The following is a 14,199-nucleotide window of genomic DNA, read 5'->3' as shown; positions in this document are numbered from 1 at the left end:
GAAACCACATCCAGCATGAGAAACCGCTCCGGGTGTGGTTTCTCATGCCCGAAGCGGTTTCTCGACGGGGGTGTGGACCCCGAGCCGGCCACGCGCCGCACCTGCGGGGTCGGCGCCTCAGACGAACGGTCGCGAGATCTCGGTCAGGCGACCGAGGGCCGCGGCGACGGCCAGCTCCGGCCGCAGGCTCGAGAGGCGGCGCTCGGCGTCGTGGGGCACGGTGGCGGTGTACGCATCGATTGCGGCCTGGGCCTCATCCAGGCGCGGCTCAGCCGCCGGATCGCCGAGCGGCGTGGCGACGACGTCCGCCGTCCGGCGCAGCGCGTGGGCGAGGGGGCCCGCCGAGTTGTCGACCAGACCTGCGTGATGGGCGAGCATGTCCGCGATGTCGCGGGTCAGGAAGGCCGATCGCTCGAGCGCCCACCACCGTCGTTCGTTCTCCTCATCGAGATCATCGAGGCGCCGTGCGCGCGGGTTGGCCCGTCGGCTTCGGGCTGCCTCGTGCACATCGTCGGCGACCGCGGCGGCCAGGGCGGCCAGGTGGTCGCTGGCCCGCGCCAGCCGGTCGCCATCGACTCGTCCGGCGTCCACCATGTCGGCCATCAGCCGCAACTCGGCTTCGAGGTCGCCACGCAACTCGGACAGGCGTTCCGCCGCCTCGCGGAGGTACACGGGCGGGAAGAGGAGGAGGTTCGCCACGACACCCACGAGCACGCCGAAGGCCATCGTCGCGATATAGGAGCTCGAGAACTCCTCGGTCTCGCGGCCGCCGAGCAGCAACACGAACAGCCCGGCGATCGCGATCCAGTCCCGCCCGGCATCGAGAGCGCGGATGCCGCCGACGGCGACACCGACGCCCACGACGACGGCGACCGCGACGATCCCGGGCGCCCCGAGAGCCACGAGCCCGAGCCCGCCGAGTCCCAGCGCGATGCCGCAGGCGAGCCCGACGAGCGCAAGGAGCCCTGATCGCGCCGAGTCCACGACGGTCGGGTACATCGCCACGAGCACGCCGAGGGGCGCGTAGTAGGAGTACTCCGCATCGGCGAACGGCACAAGCGGCGCGAGATACCAGGCGACCGCCGCAGCGATCGCGGTCTTCAGCGCGAGCACGAGCCGCGAGGTTGCGAACACCTCGCCGCGTGCGGTGCGCACTGCGCCCGCCACGCGGCGGCGACGCGCGGCGAAAGGAGATCGGGCCATGGCGTCACGGTATCCCGGTGCGCACACCGCCCCGAGGGGGTTGACGCCGCGACCGTGGTCGGTCGGGGCGATCCGAGGCGCCGTCACGCCTCGGGCGCGTGTGCCACATACCTGCGCTCGACGCAAGCCCCTCAGTCACTCCTCACGGGACGCGTAGACCGGGGTGACCCCACTGAAACCCGGTGGGGCCCCGATCGAAGGAGAGACCATGTCAGATGGCAGCTACGCCATGGGCGCCGGTGAGTCCCAGGAGACGCGGAGCGGAGAGTCGCACGTCGTCGACACCGCGAAGCAGGAAGCCGCCGACCTGAAGGACACCGCCACCGGTGCGGCGAAGGATGTCGCGGGGACGGCGAAGGATGAAGCGGCGTCGGTCGCGCACGAGACCAAGGCGCAGGTCACCGACCTCTATCACCAGGCCCGTGACGAGATCGCCGACCAGGCGTCGAAGCAGCAGGAGCGCATCGCGACCGGGCTGAGCGCGCTCGGCGACCAGCTCGGCTCGATGGCCCGCACCTCCGACGGCGGCGGCATCGCCGGCGATCTCGTCCAGAAGGTGTCCGAGCGGGTCTCCGGGGCGGCCACGTGGCTGAGCAGCCGCGACCCCTCGGCGGTCATGACGGATGTCAAGGCGTTCGCGCGACGTCGTCCGGGGGCATTCATCGGCGGCGCACTCGTCGCCGGCGTCCTCGTCGGGCGACTCACCCGCGCCCTCGCCGCAAACGCGAAGGACCAGTCCGATGCGACCGCGGCGACCGCGAAGCCTGCCCTCCCGTCGAACGTCACCATCGTCCCGCCGACGCCGGTCGTGGAGAGGACGCCGAGCTACGCGGAGCAGACCCCGGTGTTCTCGGCGTCCGAGTCCCGCCTCGGTGGCACCGGACAGGGGGTGTCGGATGAGCGATACGACTCCGTCTGAGCGGCGCGCCGCCGACACGTCGCTCGGCGACCTGCTGGGCGAGGTGACACGCGACCTCTCGACGCTCATGCGCCAGGAGCTCGCGCTCGCGAAGGCGGAGCTGAAGGAGACGGCGACGACATCCGCCAAGGGTGCGGGCCTTCTGGGCGGCGCCGGGTACGCGGCATCCATGACGGTGCTGTTCCTGTCCATAGCGCTCTGGGCCGCCCTGTCGGACCTGATCGGCGCGGGCTGGTCCGGTGTCGTCGTCGCCGTCTTGTGGGCCATCATCGCCGCCGTGCTGTACGCCGTCGGCCGCAAGCAGTTGCAGGAAGTCAAGGGCGCTCCGCAGACCGTGGAGACGCTCCAGGAGATCCCGGAAGCATTCAAGAGAAATGAGGAGAACCGATGAGCGATTCACCCGAAGCGATCCGCGCCGACATCGAGCGCACCCGTGAGGAACTCGGCCAGGACGTCGACGCCCTCGCCGACAAGGTCACCCCGTCCAAGATCGCGCAGCGCCAGGCCGACAAGGTGCGCGGGGCGTTCGTGTCCGTGCGCGAGCGTGTGATGGGGGCCGCGGATGACGCGTCGTCGTCGGCGTCGTCGGCCGCGTCCGGCCTCGCCCACGGGGCCGCGGACGTCGCCCACGACGTCAAGGTCAAGGCGGAGGGCGCGCCCCTCGCCGTCGGCCTCATCGCCTTCGGGTTCGGCCTCCTCGTCTCGTCGCTGATCCCCGCCTCCCGCAAGGAGAAGGAGCTCGCCGAGTCGGTCAAGGACACCGCGCAGCCGCTCGTGGATGAAGTGGCGAGCGTGGCCAAGGAGGTCGCGGGCGACCTCAAGCAGCCGGCCCAGGAGGCAGCCGCGGCCGTCAAGGACCGCGCGACCGAGGCCGTCGAGACGGTCAAGAGCGAGGCGACCGACGCCGCGGACACCGTCTCCGACCAGGCGCAGCAGTCGCGCGAGCACCTCAGCAACGGCTGACGCGCAACGACGCGCGGGGCGGGGCGGGGACACCCGCCCCGCGTCCCGCCGCCTCGAGCAGGAGACGGGTGGCGGATGCCGGAAACTCCCCGCCGTTTCGCAGGGCCCAGCCATACGCTGGTGCGGTCACGCGAGCAGCTGAGAGGGAGGCGCCATGCGCACGAGACGTCACATGGTCGCGGCATCCGCCACCGCACTGCTGATACTCGCCCTCACCGCCTGCGCAGGGAGCCCCATGTCCGACGACGCCTCCCCCGGCTCGCCCTCCGGCTCGAGCCGCCCCCCGTTCATCACGACCACCCCGATGGCGCCGACCGGCACCCCGATCACGGTCCCCGATGCGCGCTGGTCGGCGCTCGTCGCCGACCTCGAATCCCGTGGCGTGACCGGGACTCCGGAGGTCGTCTCCGCCGAAGCCGTGACGTTCAACGACGGCGCGCTCGGGTGTGCCCAGCCGGGGCAGTCCTACACGCAGGCGATCGTCGACGGCATGCGCGTGGTCGTCGAGGTGGACGGCGTCCGCTACGACTACCGGTTCGGCACCGGCGACGCGCCCAAGCTCTGCGAGCGCTGAGCGCGCGCAGCCCGCACACGCGATGAGGGCCGGGCGCTCGCGCGCCCGGCCCTCACTGCATCTGTCCTACTTGATCTTGACGAGCACCGCTTCGTCGGAGCCCGACTTGTTGTCGAGCACCACGATCATGCTGCCCAGCGGCTTCTGCGCGGCGTACGCCGCAGCATCCACGTCGACGGGCACCGTGACGCTGCCGCGCCGCGGGACGGTCTCGTACTGGCCGTTGCTGATCGCCGGAGCGGTCGGGTCGTAGGTCGCCCAGGTGGACGCCGCGTCCTCGCCGCCGGAGATGCCGAACGTCTGCACCGTGTAGTCGAACTCGCCCGTGATCCCGAGGTCGCTCGCGTAGGCCGGCAGCAGCAGGGTGCTGCTGTCGGTCGGGGCGGTGGTGAGGAACCCGCTCGGGTAGAGGGCACCGGTCTTGGCGTTCACGAGGAACGTCTCGGCCAGGCCGTCGTTGTCACCCGCGCGCACGGCACCGGAGTCGTACGACAGCACGATCCAGTCCGGCTCGCCGTCCTGATCCGTGTCGATGATGACGTCGTACTCGTTGCTCGCCGCGTTGGACCAGCGATGGTGCGTGTTCAGCGCGAAGACGACCAGGTGGTCGCCGCCGGCCACGGGGAACGACTGCACGCCGGCGGCGCGGATGTCGTAGCCGTTGTCCGGAAGGGACTTCGTGGCATCCTTCGCGTCGGACAGACCCCACGTGTAGAAGTCGGCGTCCGCGTCGAGTGCACCGCGCGTGTTGCGCAGCGTGACCTGCTTCGTGCCGTCGGTGACCTTCTGGCCCTTGGTGACCCAGGGGCCCTTCGTGGTCGCCGACACCGTGCTGTTCGAGCGCGGGACGAGCAAGTACGGCACCCGCAGCGTGGACTTCGGCGCCGTCAGCACGATGTCGCCCGAGATCTCGTAGAACGAGAACTGGTCGTCACCGGCGTTCGACGTCGGGATGTCCTTCGCGAGGGCCGCGACCGTCACCAGCAGCTTGACCGACTTGCCGGGGCGGACGGTCACCGACTTGGCGCTGACGTTCACCTTGGCCTTCTGCGATGCCGCGGACGGCGTGGTCGTCACCTGGTAGGTGACGGCCTGCTTGCCGTCGTTGCGGACGGTCACCGTCTTCACGCCACCGAAGCCGACCGGCGACTCCTGGAAGCCGAAGCTCAGCGCCGACTCGCGCGCCCAGCCGCTCTCCGTGCGGAACGCATCACCGGTCGCCGTGACGGTCGTCGCGACGGCCTGGGCCGTGTCGACGAGGCCGACGCCGCCGATGGTGAGGCTCTGCCCGGCGACCTTCTCCGGGTCAGCCGTCGAGACGATGGTTGCCGAGACCTGCGAGGCCGACCACGTGGGGTGCGCCTGCACGGACAGCGCCGCGACACCCGCGACGTGCGGGGCCGCCATCGACGTGCCCGACATGATGGCCGCTCCGTTGCCGGAGCCGACATCCGCCGACGCGATCGAGACGCCCGGCGCCGCGACGTCGGGGCTGATCGCGCTGTCACCGCTGCGGGGACCCGAGGAGGTGAACGACGCGTAGCCGCGGAACCCGGGGTTGGCGATCTGCGCCGCCGCGAGGGTCGCGGTGGCACCCGCCACGAGAGTGGCGCTGCTCGAGGCGCGGACTCCGAGGAACGGGATCGTCACGACGTACGGCGTGCCGTCGTCGGGGTTCGACGTGATCATGCCCTCGTACGGGGGCAGGGTGTTGTCGGAGTTGACCATCACAGCCGCGGCGGCGCCGGCCTGCTGCGCGTAGATCGCCTTCGCGACCCGGGCGCACGTGCCACGCTGCATGACGGCCAGCTGGTTGCCGCCCGCCACGATTCCGGCCTTGGTGAAGGCCGCGACCGAGCAGCCGAGGGCCTCGTTCTCACCCGCGGTGGCCGGGTCGTCGGCGAGACGGACGACCGTGAGGGCGCCGATGCCGGCGAGCGAGGCGCCGTTCGCGTTGATCGCCTCGACGGCTGTGCCGTTCACGGTGATCGTCGCGCCGGGGAAGCTCTCCGAGCTGTCCACCGCAGAGACCGCGATGACGCCGTCACCCGTGCCCGGCGAACCGGTCAGGTACGGGTTGTGGCCGGAGTTGCCGGCGGAGGCGACGACGACGACGCCGGCACCCACCGCGTTGGAGGCGGCGACGGCGTCGGGGTCATCCCCGCGACCGAAGGAGGAGCCCAGCGACATGTTGATGACGTCCATGCCGTTGGCGACAGCCCAGTCGATGGCCGGGACGACGACATCCGTCGATCCCTCGCAGCCGAAGACGCGGACCGCGTAGAGGTCTGCCTCAGGTGCGACACCGGGACCCACGCGGAACGAGTTCGACGACGTCGTCGAGTCGTAGGCGCCGTCGTACGTGGAGCCGTCGGCGAGGACGCCGCTGCCGGCCGTGGTGCCGGCGACGTGCGAGCCGTGCCCCTGGCAGTCCAGCGGGTTGGTGTCGGGAACGGGCGTCAGGGCGGCGCCGGATCCGCCGGCGTCGTAGGCGTCGCCGACGAGGTCGATGCCGCCCTTCACGCGCGGCGCGGCCGGACCGAACAGCGCGGGGTTGGCGGGCTGGGTCGAGGTGGCCTCGGCCGCTTCGAACGCCGCGACGGTGCCGGGGCCCCCGAAGGTGGCGTGGGTGTAATCGATGCCGGTGTCGAGAATGGCGACCTTGACGTTCTCGCCGGTGTAGCCGGTGTTCTCCCAGACCTGCGGAACGCCGAGGTACGGCACGGAGACGGCGTTGTCGAGCTCGTAGGTGCGCACGGGGTGGATGGCCACGACGCCGGGGAGCTCGGCGACGGCGTCGAGCTGGGCGGCGGGCACGGAGGCCTGGAAGCCGTTGTACGCGGACTGCATCTGCGCCTGGATCTTGCCGCCCTTGCCGGTGATCGAGCCGCGGATCGAGTCCTGGGCCTTCTTCAGCTTGCCCTTGACGGACGAGCGCTCAGTCGAGGTGAGTTCGCGACCCTTCTCGGCTTGGACGACGGCGACGGGGTCGCCCGCCATCTCGATGACGACGGTGACACGGCCGTCCGCGTCGAGCGCGGCCGAGCGGAAGCTCGAGTCGATGCGACCACTGGATTCCGTCTGGGTGAAGCGCGACGACGGATCGTCGTCGGTTGTCGCGGCGAAAGCCGCGGAGGTGGGCAGCGAGAGCGCGATGACGCCGGCTGCCGCCAGGATTCGTCGGTGCAAAAGGGAACCGCCTTTCCGTGCAGGGCACTACCTCCGCTTCGTGTGCAGAGGCTCATAGGAGGCTATGCATCGACCGACAGCCGACGATAGCCCTCTGAAGATGAGAAGGCTCTCATCTTCGAGGACGGGGAGTGCTCACGCGATGCGCGTTCCGGGCGGCAGATGCCGCGCGGGCGTGCGGGTGCGCGCCCAGGCCCACCACAGCAGCGCCGCGGCCAGGGCGATCTGGACGCCGAGCCCGACGAACCAGCTCGGCACGGTCTTGCCGATGACCTCGCGTGCGGTGGGCATCATCTGTTCTTCGTACGGCGCGCACTCGTCCCAGCGCTGATCGAGATCGGGCGGCAGCTGGGCGGAGCGCACGCCGTACTTCACCATCCCGAAGGCGTCGACGGCGTTGCCCTGCCCGTCGAACTGGGTGGGTGTGGCGTCGGCGAGGATGACGAACGGGTTCGCCGCCAGCATCCACCAGACATAGTCGAAGCGCGGCACATGCCAGGTGTCCACCTGCCAGTCGCCGCACACCATGTCCTCGGGGTTGCCCCAGCACTTCTCGGAGCCGTCCTTGCACTCCGGGTTGCCCGTCGAGGGGTCGTACTCGGCGGTGCGGTAGGAGTTCGTCGCCTCCGAGGTGATGCTGGCGCCGACGAGCCCGTAGCCGATGACCGTGCCGATCGCGAGCGCGGCGACGACGAGGTACGTGGCGGCGACGGAGAACAGCGGGCGGGGCAGGATGCCGCTGATCGCGATGCCGATCGCGGCGATGATGCCCGTCTCCACGATCAGGATCACCAGGGAGGCGAGGACCGTCCCGGCCTGCACGCCGCCGGCGAAGGTCGCGATGACGAGGAACGGGGCGGCGACCACCGCGAAGGCGAGGCCGGTGATCCAGGCGGCGAGGAACTTCCCGAGGAGGATCTCACCGGTCGTCACGAGAGTGACCTGCACGGGCGCGAGGGTCGCCGCGTCCCGGTCGCCGTTGATGCTGTTGCCGCTCAGGGTCGGCGAGACGAGGATCACGAGCAGCAGCGTGATGTAGACGACCGTCGAGTAGATCGCGGCGCCGCTCTGGTCGGTGCGCTGGAACGCGAAGAACGACAGCAGCGTCACACCCGCGAGCAGGGCCGCGAAGATGCCGAGCAGGACGAACCACGACACCGTCCGCATCCGCTGGACGAGCTCGAGCCGGGCGATGGCCCACAGTCTCGCGAGATTCATCGCGCGCCCCCTTCGAGGTCGAGGAAGGTGTGTTCGAGGAGGCCCGTGGCGGCGCTGAACTCGGCGACCGGAAGGCCGGCGCGCACGAGGGCGGCGACCCCGGAGGCGGCGTCCGCGTCGGAGGCGAAGTGCAGCAGCAGGTCGCGCCGCTCGATCGGGATGTGGTTCACGTCCCATCCCAGCGCCTGGGCGACCGGCAGGGCGGCGGCGGTGGCGTCCCGGTCGGCGAGGCGCAGCCGCCACATCCGGCCCCGGGCCGCCGCGGCGGCGACGCGCTCGGAGCTGACCGTCTCGCCCTGGATCAGGAAGACGGCGTCGTCGACCACCTCCTCGAGCTCGGAGAGGATGTGGCTGGAGATGAGGATCGTGCGGCCCTCGGCGGCGAGCCGGCGCAGCAGCACGCGCAGGTCGATGCGCGCCTGCGGGTCCAGGCCCGACGCGGGCTCGTCGAGGAGCAGGACGCGCGGGTCGTGCACGAGCGCGCGGGCGAGCCCGAGGCGCTGCTTCTGGCCGCGGGAGAGGACGCGGGCGGGTGCGTCGGCGAGGTCCTCGAGGCCGACGGTGCTCAGCAGCTCGGCTGCGCGGGCGGCGGCGCGGTCCTTGTCCAGGTCGTAGAGACGCCCGGTCGTCACGATGGTCTCGCGCGCGGTGAGGGTCTGCCACGCGCCGAGCGCGTCCGGCATCCAGCCGAGCAGGGCCCGCGCACCGGCCGGGTCGGCGATCGGATCGATGCCGCCGATCCGCAGCTCGCCGGCGTCGGGCTGGAGAAGGGATGCCAGCATCAGCAGCAGCGTGGTCTTGCCCGACCCGTTCGGGCCGACGAGGCCGGTGACGGCGCCCTCGCGCGCCTCGAGTGTGACGTCGCGGACCGCGTGGACGTTCCCGAAGGACCGTTTGACTCCGCGCGCGACGATGCCAGGGGTGCTCATGCGCTCACCTTAGGGGTTTGCTGTGGCCCATGCATGAACGTCGCGGCATGTGCCCGATCCGCCGGACGACGGGCCTCTGCGCCCGCGTGATCAGGCGAAGAACTCCCGGCCCAGATCGGGGTGGTCGACGAAGACGCCGTCCACGCCGGCATCCGCGATGACCTGCCACTCGGCCTCGTAATCGCCGAGCGCGGCCTTGTCCCGCCCGTGCCGGAACGACGGCAGGAGGAACGTGTTCTCCGGCCGGCACGTCCAGGTGAAGACCCGGAGGCCGCGGGCGTGCGCATCGGCGACGATCGGCGCCGGTCCGGTGGCGCGGCCGCGACGGTCGGGCGCGAGGATCATCCGCTTGTCGAGGCTGATCCCGTCGATCGACCCGACGAGCCCGTCCAGTCCGGCCGGGGTGGCCAGCGCCTTGTAGGTCGGGGCGTCGCGACCGTGCGCGGCGACGAGGTCGTACGGGCGGCCGGCCGACTCGAAGAGGTAGATGTACGACCCGCGGATGCCGTGCTCGCGCAGCTGCGTCAGCACCGTCGACTCGAACGACTCGAGCACCAGCGGCAGCTCGCCGTCGGCCCAGCCGCTCGCCCGGAGCTCCGCGGCGACCAGGCTCGCGACGTCGACCCCGAGCCCCGCGAAGTACGTCGCGTGCTTGATCTCCAGCACGACACCGATCTCCCGGCCCTGCTCGAGCGACGCCCGGCGCACGATGTCGAGCACGTCGAGCAGCCGCAGCGGCGGCTGCTCGCCGTCGAAGCTCGCGCTCGCGGGGCGCAGCTGCGGGAGCCGCTCTCGGCACCGCAGCGTCGTGAGCTCGTCCCACGTGAAGTCCTCGGTGAACCAGCCCGTGATCTCGGCCCCGTCGATCGTCTTCGTCGTGCGGCGGTCGGCGAACTCGGGGTGCGCGGCGACGTCGGTCGTCGAGCCGATCTCGTTCTCGTGCCGCACGACGAGGACGTGATCCTTCGTGACGACGACGTCGGGCTCGACGGCGTCGACGCCCAGCTCGAGTGCCAGATCGTAGGACGAGCGGGTGTGCTCGGGGCGGTACCCGGGCGCGCCGCGATGACCGATCACGAGGGGTCTGCGGCGGGGCATCGTTCCAGGCTACCCGCCGCGATCCCAGCGGTTCGTAGCGCTCTCACAGGCTGCACTGTCACCGCGAGAACCGTGTCCGATACCCTGTAATCCACAGCACCGCGCTGTGACCCGATTTTGGAGTGAGAGAGACCATGGCCTCCGGCAACTTCGCATTCAACAACCCGGCCTTCAAAGAGCAGCGGCCGGGACTGACCCCTCCCACGGCGCAGCAGGCGGGCGCCACGACGCAGTACGCCACCGCGGCCCACCAGGGCGCGGACGTCGCCGCGAACGCACAGCTCGAGGGCATGTTCGCCGCCCCGCCGGCGGGATCGCTCGAGACCGGTCGCATGACCGTCGAGGACACCGTCATCAAGACGTTCGCCCTGTTCGGCATCCTGCTGGTCACGGCGGTCGTCGGGTGGCTGTGGACGCTCGGCGGCTCGTTCGGCATCACGGGCGACCCGAACCAGGCCTTCACGATGGTGCCGTGGATCGTCGGCGCGCTCGGCGGCTTCGTGCTCGCGCTGGTCATCACCTTCACGTCGCGCAAGAAGATCCGCCCCGCGCTGATCTTCGCCTACGCGGCGTTCGAGGGCCTCTTCATCGGCGGGATCTCGGCGTTCTTCGAGATCATGTGGCCGGGCATCGTCATGCAGGCGACCCTGGCGACCGTCTCGGTGGTCGGTGTGACGCTGGCGCTGTTCGCGAGCGGCAAGATCCGCGCCTCGGCCAAGGCCACGAAGATCTTCATGATCGCGATGGTCGGCTACCTCGTGTTCTCGCTTCTCAACCTCGTGCTCATGTGGACCAACGTCCTGCCGCAGGACCAGGCGTTCGGCCTCTACAGCGCCAAGGTCGCCGGCATCCCGCTGGGCCTCATCATCGGCGTCCTCGTGGTCATCATGGCGGCGTACTCGCTCGTGCTGGACTTCGACCAGATCCAGCAGGGTGTCCGCAACGGCGCCCCGCGTCAGTTCGGCTGGCTCGGCGCCTTCGGCATCATGGTCACGGTCGTCTGGCTGTACGTCGAGATCCTGCGCATGATCGCGATCGTCCGCGGCAGCAACTGACATCCACTCCTCGAGAAGGGCCGTCCGGTACGCCGGGCGGCCCTTCCGTCGTCATCAGCCGCGAACGACGCAGGCGCAGCGAAATCGCCCCTTCCGGGCAATCGGGGTAGGGGTCCCCGCTCTTGTCCGGAAGGGGCGATTTTGCGGAGCCGGTCGGCTCAGCTCACTCCCACTCGATGGTCCCCGGGGGCTTCGACGTGACGTCGAGCACGACCCGGTTGACCTCGCGGACCTCGTTCGTGATGCGGTTGGAGATCTTCGACAGGACGTCGTATGGCAGGCGGGTCCAGTCCGCCGTCATGGCGTCCTCGCTGGAGACCGGGCGCAGCACGATGGGGTGCCCGTAGGTGCGGCCGTCGCCCTGGACGCCGACCGAGCGCACGTCGGCCAGCAGCACGACGGGGCACTGCCAGATCTCGTCGTCCAGGCCTGCCTTGGTCAGCTCCTCGCGGGCGATGGCGTCGGCATCCTGCAGAATCGCGAGGCGGTCAGCGGTGACCTCACCGACGATCCGGATCCCGAGACCGGGCCCCGGAAACGGCTGGCGGCCGACGATCACCTCGGGAAGCCCCAGTTCGCGCCCGATCGCGCGCACCTCGTCCTTGAAGAGGGTCCGCAGCGGCTCGACGAGCTCGAACTGCAGGTCCTCCGGCAGGCCCCCGACGTTGTGGTGGCTCTTGATGTTCGCGGTGCCCGCTCCCCCGCCCGACTCGACGACGTCGGGGTACAGGGTGCCCTGCACGAGGAAGCGGATGGGCTCGCCGTCGGCGGCGGCCTCCGCGACGAGGGCGGCCTCGGCCTGCTCGAACGTGCGGATGAACTCGCGGCCGATGATCTTGCGCTTCTGCTCCGGGTCGCTGACGCCGGCGAGCGCTGCGAGGAACTGGTCGCGCGCATCGATGGTCACGAGGCGGACGCCGGTGGAGGCGACGTAGTCCTGCTCGACCTGCTCGCGCTCGTCCTTCCGGAGGAGGCCGTGGTCGACGAAGATGCAGACGAGCTGGTCGCCGACGGCCTTGTGCACGAGCGCCGCGGCCACGGCGGAGTCCACACCGCCGGAGAGGCCGCAGATGACGCGGCTCGACCCGACCTGGGCGCGGATCTTCTCGACCTGCTCGGCGATGACGTTGCCGCTGTTCCAGTCGGCGGGGAGGCCCGCCGCCTTGTGCAGGAAGTTCTCCAGGACGTTCTGCCCGTGGTCGGAGTGCTTGACCTCGGGGTGCCACTGAACACCGTAGAGGTTCCGCTCGGCGTTGCCGAACGCGGCGACGGGCGTCGCGGCGGTCGATGCGAGCACGTCGAAGCCCTCGGGGGCCTTGGCGACCTGGTCGCCGTGGCTCATCCAGACGTTCTGCTCGGCGGGCTGACCGCCCAGCAGCACGCCGCCGTCGCCGGCGAGCGTCGCGTCGGTGGCGCCGTACTCGCGGAGGCCCGTGTTGGCGACCTCGCCGCCGAGCTGCTGCGCCATCACCTGGAAGCCGTAGCAGATGCCGAGGGTCGGGATGCCCAGCTCGAGCACGCCGGGGTCGAGCGAGGGAGCGCCGGGCTCGTAGACGGAGGACGGCCCGCCGGAGAGGATGATGCCCACGGGGTTGCGCTCGGCGACCTCGGCCGCCGTCGCGGTGTGCGGGATGAGCTCGCTGTAGACGCCGGCTTCGCGCACGCGGCGCGCGATCAGCTGCGCATACTGCGCGCCGAAGTCGACGACGAGGACGGGCCGCTGGGCGGTCTCGGTCTGGCTGGTCACCGGATGTTCTCCGTCGGGATCGGGGTGGATTCGGAGGTCAGGGCGGCTTCACGCTCGGACGCTTCGCGCTGTGCGAGGTACGCCCGCACCTCACGCGCGACGCGCAGCTCCATGAAGAACGACAGCAGCGGGACGATGCCGCCGAGGGCGAGCATCACGAACCGCACGAAGCCCCAGCGCATGAGGCTCCACACGCGGAAGCACGCGAAGAGATACACGACGTAGAACCAGCCGTGCGCGATGAGGATGAGGAGCGACAGATTGATCCCGTCGCCGGTGGACTCGCCGAAGGCGTCCACCTGCGCGAACCACAGGAAGCCGCCGGCCCCGCCGAGGAACAGCTCGTACTTCAGGAAGTACTTCACGATCATCTCGGCGCACAGCAGCAGCAGCATGACGCCGGTGATGACCGACGCGACCTGGTAGAACTTCAGCGCTCCGCGGATCGCCGGAAAGGTGGCGAGCTTGGGCTGAGGCATGCCTCAAGTCTAGTCTCCGGCTGGAACCGGGCTCTCCTCGAGGGCCTCGATCTCCTTCTCCCACGCATCCCGTGCGAGGCGGTACCACATGTAGAACGCGAAGCCCGCGAAGATGGCCCACTCGACGGCGTAGAAGACGTTCAGCCAGTTGACCCCGCCGCTCTCCTCCGGCGCCGGGGAGTGGATGGCGGTGAGGCCGCCGAGCGGCTCCGCCGCCGTGAGGTAGCCGCGGTAGACCGCGAGTCCGTCGACGTCGTGCCACACGCCGAGGAGCGCCGCCGGCGACATCCGCGTCATCTCGGCGGCGGGTGCTCCCGGACGCGGCAGGGCGGGCCCTTCGTCGGAGATGATCCTGCCGGTCAGATCGACGTCCTGCGGGGGGTCGTCGTTCAGAGCGGATGCCGTGTCCTCCGCGTCGTCCCGGTCCGCGGTCCAGCCGACGGCGACGGCGAGGGCGGTCGGGGCGGCAGCCTCCGTGATGCGCAGCTGGCCGGTCACCCAGAAGCCGGCCGCCCCGTCGTTGTAGCGCGAGGACACGACGACGAAGTCGCCGGCGACGAACGACCCCGTGACCGCGACCTTCTGACCCACCAGGGGGTCCGGCAGGTAGGCGCCGGGCGTCGCGACGTCTTCGAGCGGCCGCACGTTCTCGGTGGCGCCGGGATCGACGGGCGCCGTGTCCAGCGCACTCGAGAGCTGCCACTGCCCGAGCCACGCGAACACGGCGGCGAGCAGCAGAGCGAAGGCCAGCATCCCGAGCCACCAGGGGCGCAGCATGACCTCGCGCAGGGTCGGCGGGAAGACCTCGGGGCCGGCAGAGCTCAT

The 14,199-nt window shown here is 70.7% G+C and carries 13 protein-coding genes; 5 read left to right on the top strand and 8 right to left on the bottom strand.

Translation table 11 applies throughout. The annotated features are described in order from the left end of the window. Positions 1-117: 117 nt before the first annotated feature. On the bottom strand, positions 118-1,203 hold the full coding sequence (locus tag QZL85_RS10875; protein ID WP_295576659.1) for an FUSC family protein: 1,086 nt from the start codon (positions 1,201-1,203) through the stop codon (positions 118-120). A 208-nt stretch (positions 1,204-1,411) separates the two neighbouring features. On the opposite strand from QZL85_RS10875, the gene QZL85_RS10870 reads away from it, so the two are divergent. The 4 genes from QZL85_RS10870 (at position 1,412) to QZL85_RS10855 (ending at position 3,659) form a co-directional block, all read left to right on the top strand. Continuing rightward, entirely contained in the window at positions 1,412-2,122 is a 711-nt protein-coding gene (locus QZL85_RS10870; protein WP_295576657.1) for a hypothetical protein, read from the top strand. Beyond that, positions 2,100-2,513 carry a phage holin family protein gene (locus QZL85_RS10865; RefSeq protein WP_295576655.1) on the top strand — a complete coding sequence of 138 codons (414 nt, stop codon included), beginning with the start codon at positions 2,100-2,102 and terminating at the stop codon, positions 2,511-2,513. Before QZL85_RS10870 ends, QZL85_RS10865 begins: the two co-directional genes overlap by 23 nt. Continuing rightward, on the top strand, positions 2,510-3,085 hold the full coding sequence (locus QZL85_RS10860) for a DUF3618 domain-containing protein (RefSeq protein WP_295576653.1): 576 nt from the start codon (positions 2,510-2,512) through the stop codon (positions 3,083-3,085). The genes QZL85_RS10865 and QZL85_RS10860 overlap by 4 nt, the downstream gene beginning before the upstream one ends. Positions 3,086-3,239: 154 nt before the next feature. After that, positions 3,240-3,659 carry a hypothetical protein gene (locus tag QZL85_RS10855; RefSeq protein WP_295576651.1) on the top strand — a complete coding sequence of 140 codons (420 nt, stop codon included), beginning with the start codon at positions 3,240-3,242 and terminating at the stop codon, positions 3,657-3,659. Between the two features lie 66 nt (positions 3,660-3,725). On the opposite strand, the gene QZL85_RS10850 is transcribed toward QZL85_RS10855, so the two are convergent. The 4 genes from QZL85_RS10850 to QZL85_RS10835 form a co-directional block, all read right to left on the bottom strand. Continuing rightward, a complete protein-coding gene (locus tag QZL85_RS10850) occupies positions 3,726-6,848 on the bottom strand; it encodes a S8 family serine peptidase (RefSeq protein WP_295576650.1) in 3,123 nt (1,040 codons plus the stop codon). Between the two features lie 135 nt (positions 6,849-6,983). Beyond that, on the bottom strand, positions 6,984-8,066 hold the full coding sequence (locus QZL85_RS10845; RefSeq protein WP_295576649.1) for an ABC transporter permease: 1,083 nt from the start codon (positions 8,064-8,066) through the stop codon (positions 6,984-6,986). Further along, complete coding sequence (locus tag QZL85_RS10840; RefSeq protein ID WP_295576648.1) at positions 8,063-8,995, bottom strand: ABC transporter ATP-binding protein; 933 nt, start codon at positions 8,993-8,995, stop codon at positions 8,063-8,065. Before QZL85_RS10840 ends, QZL85_RS10845 begins: the two co-directional genes overlap by 4 nt. A gap of 90 nt (positions 8,996-9,085) precedes the next feature. Beyond that, complete coding sequence (locus QZL85_RS10835; protein ID WP_295576647.1) at positions 9,086-10,093, bottom strand: glycerophosphodiester phosphodiesterase family protein; 1,008 nt, start codon at positions 10,091-10,093, stop codon at positions 9,086-9,088. A 134-nt stretch (positions 10,094-10,227) separates the two neighbouring features. On the opposite strand from QZL85_RS10835, the gene QZL85_RS10830 reads away from it, so the two are divergent. After that, positions 10,228-11,148: a Bax inhibitor-1/YccA family protein gene (locus tag QZL85_RS10830; RefSeq protein ID WP_295576783.1), complete on the top strand. Its 921-nt coding sequence runs from the start codon at positions 10,228-10,230 to the stop codon at positions 11,146-11,148. A 163-nt stretch (positions 11,149-11,311) separates the two neighbouring features. Here QZL85_RS10830 and guaA read toward each other — a convergent pair whose 3' ends face one another. The 3 genes from guaA to QZL85_RS10815 are packed head-to-tail and all read right to left on the bottom strand — an operon-like array spanning position 11,312 to position 14,199. Next, the gene (guaA, locus tag QZL85_RS10825) at positions 11,312-12,895 is read right to left on the bottom strand and encodes a glutamine-hydrolyzing GMP synthase (protein ID WP_295576645.1); all 1,584 of its coding nucleotides are present in this window, start codon (positions 12,893-12,895) and stop codon (positions 11,312-11,314) included. Then, positions 12,892-13,374 carry a DUF3817 domain-containing protein gene (locus tag QZL85_RS10820; RefSeq protein ID WP_295576644.1) on the bottom strand — a complete coding sequence of 161 codons (483 nt, stop codon included), beginning with the start codon at positions 13,372-13,374 and terminating at the stop codon, positions 12,892-12,894. The genes guaA and QZL85_RS10820 overlap by 4 nt, the downstream gene beginning before the upstream one ends. Before the next feature lie 9 nt (positions 13,375-13,383). Then, positions 13,384-14,199, bottom strand: coding sequence for an SURF1 family cytochrome oxidase biogenesis protein (locus QZL85_RS10815; protein WP_295576643.1), 816 nt, complete (start codon positions 14,197-14,199; stop codon positions 13,384-13,386).

Source organism: uncultured Microbacterium sp. (assembly GCF_900078385.1).
Taxonomy (GTDB): Bacteria; Actinomycetota; Actinomycetes; order Actinomycetales; family Microbacteriaceae; genus Microbacterium.
The sequence above is the reverse complement of the archived record's forward strand: the minus strand, read 5'-3'. Positions and strand labels throughout refer to the sequence as shown.

What these genes read in the sequence shown, in the direction of transcription:
- QZL85_RS10815 (WP_295576643.1), bottom strand. Translation starts at nt 14,199, where the DNA reads ATGAGCTCTGCCGGCCCCGAGGTCTTCCCGCCGACCCTGCGCGAGGTC.
- QZL85_RS10830 (WP_295576783.1), top strand. Translation starts at nt 10,228, where the DNA reads ATGGCCTCCGGCAACTTCGCATTCAACAACCCGGCCTTCAAAGAGCAG.
- QZL85_RS10860 (WP_295576653.1), top strand. Translation starts at nt 2,510, where the DNA reads ATGAGCGATTCACCCGAAGCGATCCGCGCCGACATCGAGCGCACCCGT.
- QZL85_RS10855 (WP_295576651.1), top strand. Translation starts at nt 3,240, where the DNA reads ATGCGCACGAGACGTCACATGGTCGCGGCATCCGCCACCGCACTGCTG.
- QZL85_RS10875 (WP_295576659.1), bottom strand. Translation starts at nt 1,203, where the DNA reads ATGGCCCGATCTCCTTTCGCCGCGCGTCGCCGCCGCGTGGCGGGCGCA.
- QZL85_RS10865 (WP_295576655.1), top strand. Translation starts at nt 2,100, where the DNA reads ATGAGCGATACGACTCCGTCTGAGCGGCGCGCCGCCGACACGTCGCTC.
- QZL85_RS10870 (WP_295576657.1), top strand. Translation starts at nt 1,412, where the DNA reads ATGTCAGATGGCAGCTACGCCATGGGCGCCGGTGAGTCCCAGGAGACG.
- QZL85_RS10845 (WP_295576649.1), bottom strand. Translation starts at nt 8,066, where the DNA reads ATGAATCTCGCGAGACTGTGGGCCATCGCCCGGCTCGAGCTCGTCCAG.
- QZL85_RS10835 (WP_295576647.1), bottom strand. Translation starts at nt 10,093, where the DNA reads ATGCCCCGCCGCAGACCCCTCGTGATCGGTCATCGCGGCGCGCCCGGG.
- QZL85_RS10840 (WP_295576648.1), bottom strand. Translation starts at nt 8,995, where the DNA reads ATGAGCACCCCTGGCATCGTCGCGCGCGGAGTCAAACGGTCCTTCGGG.
- QZL85_RS10820 (WP_295576644.1), bottom strand. Translation starts at nt 13,374, where the DNA reads ATGCCTCAGCCCAAGCTCGCCACCTTTCCGGCGATCCGCGGAGCGCTG.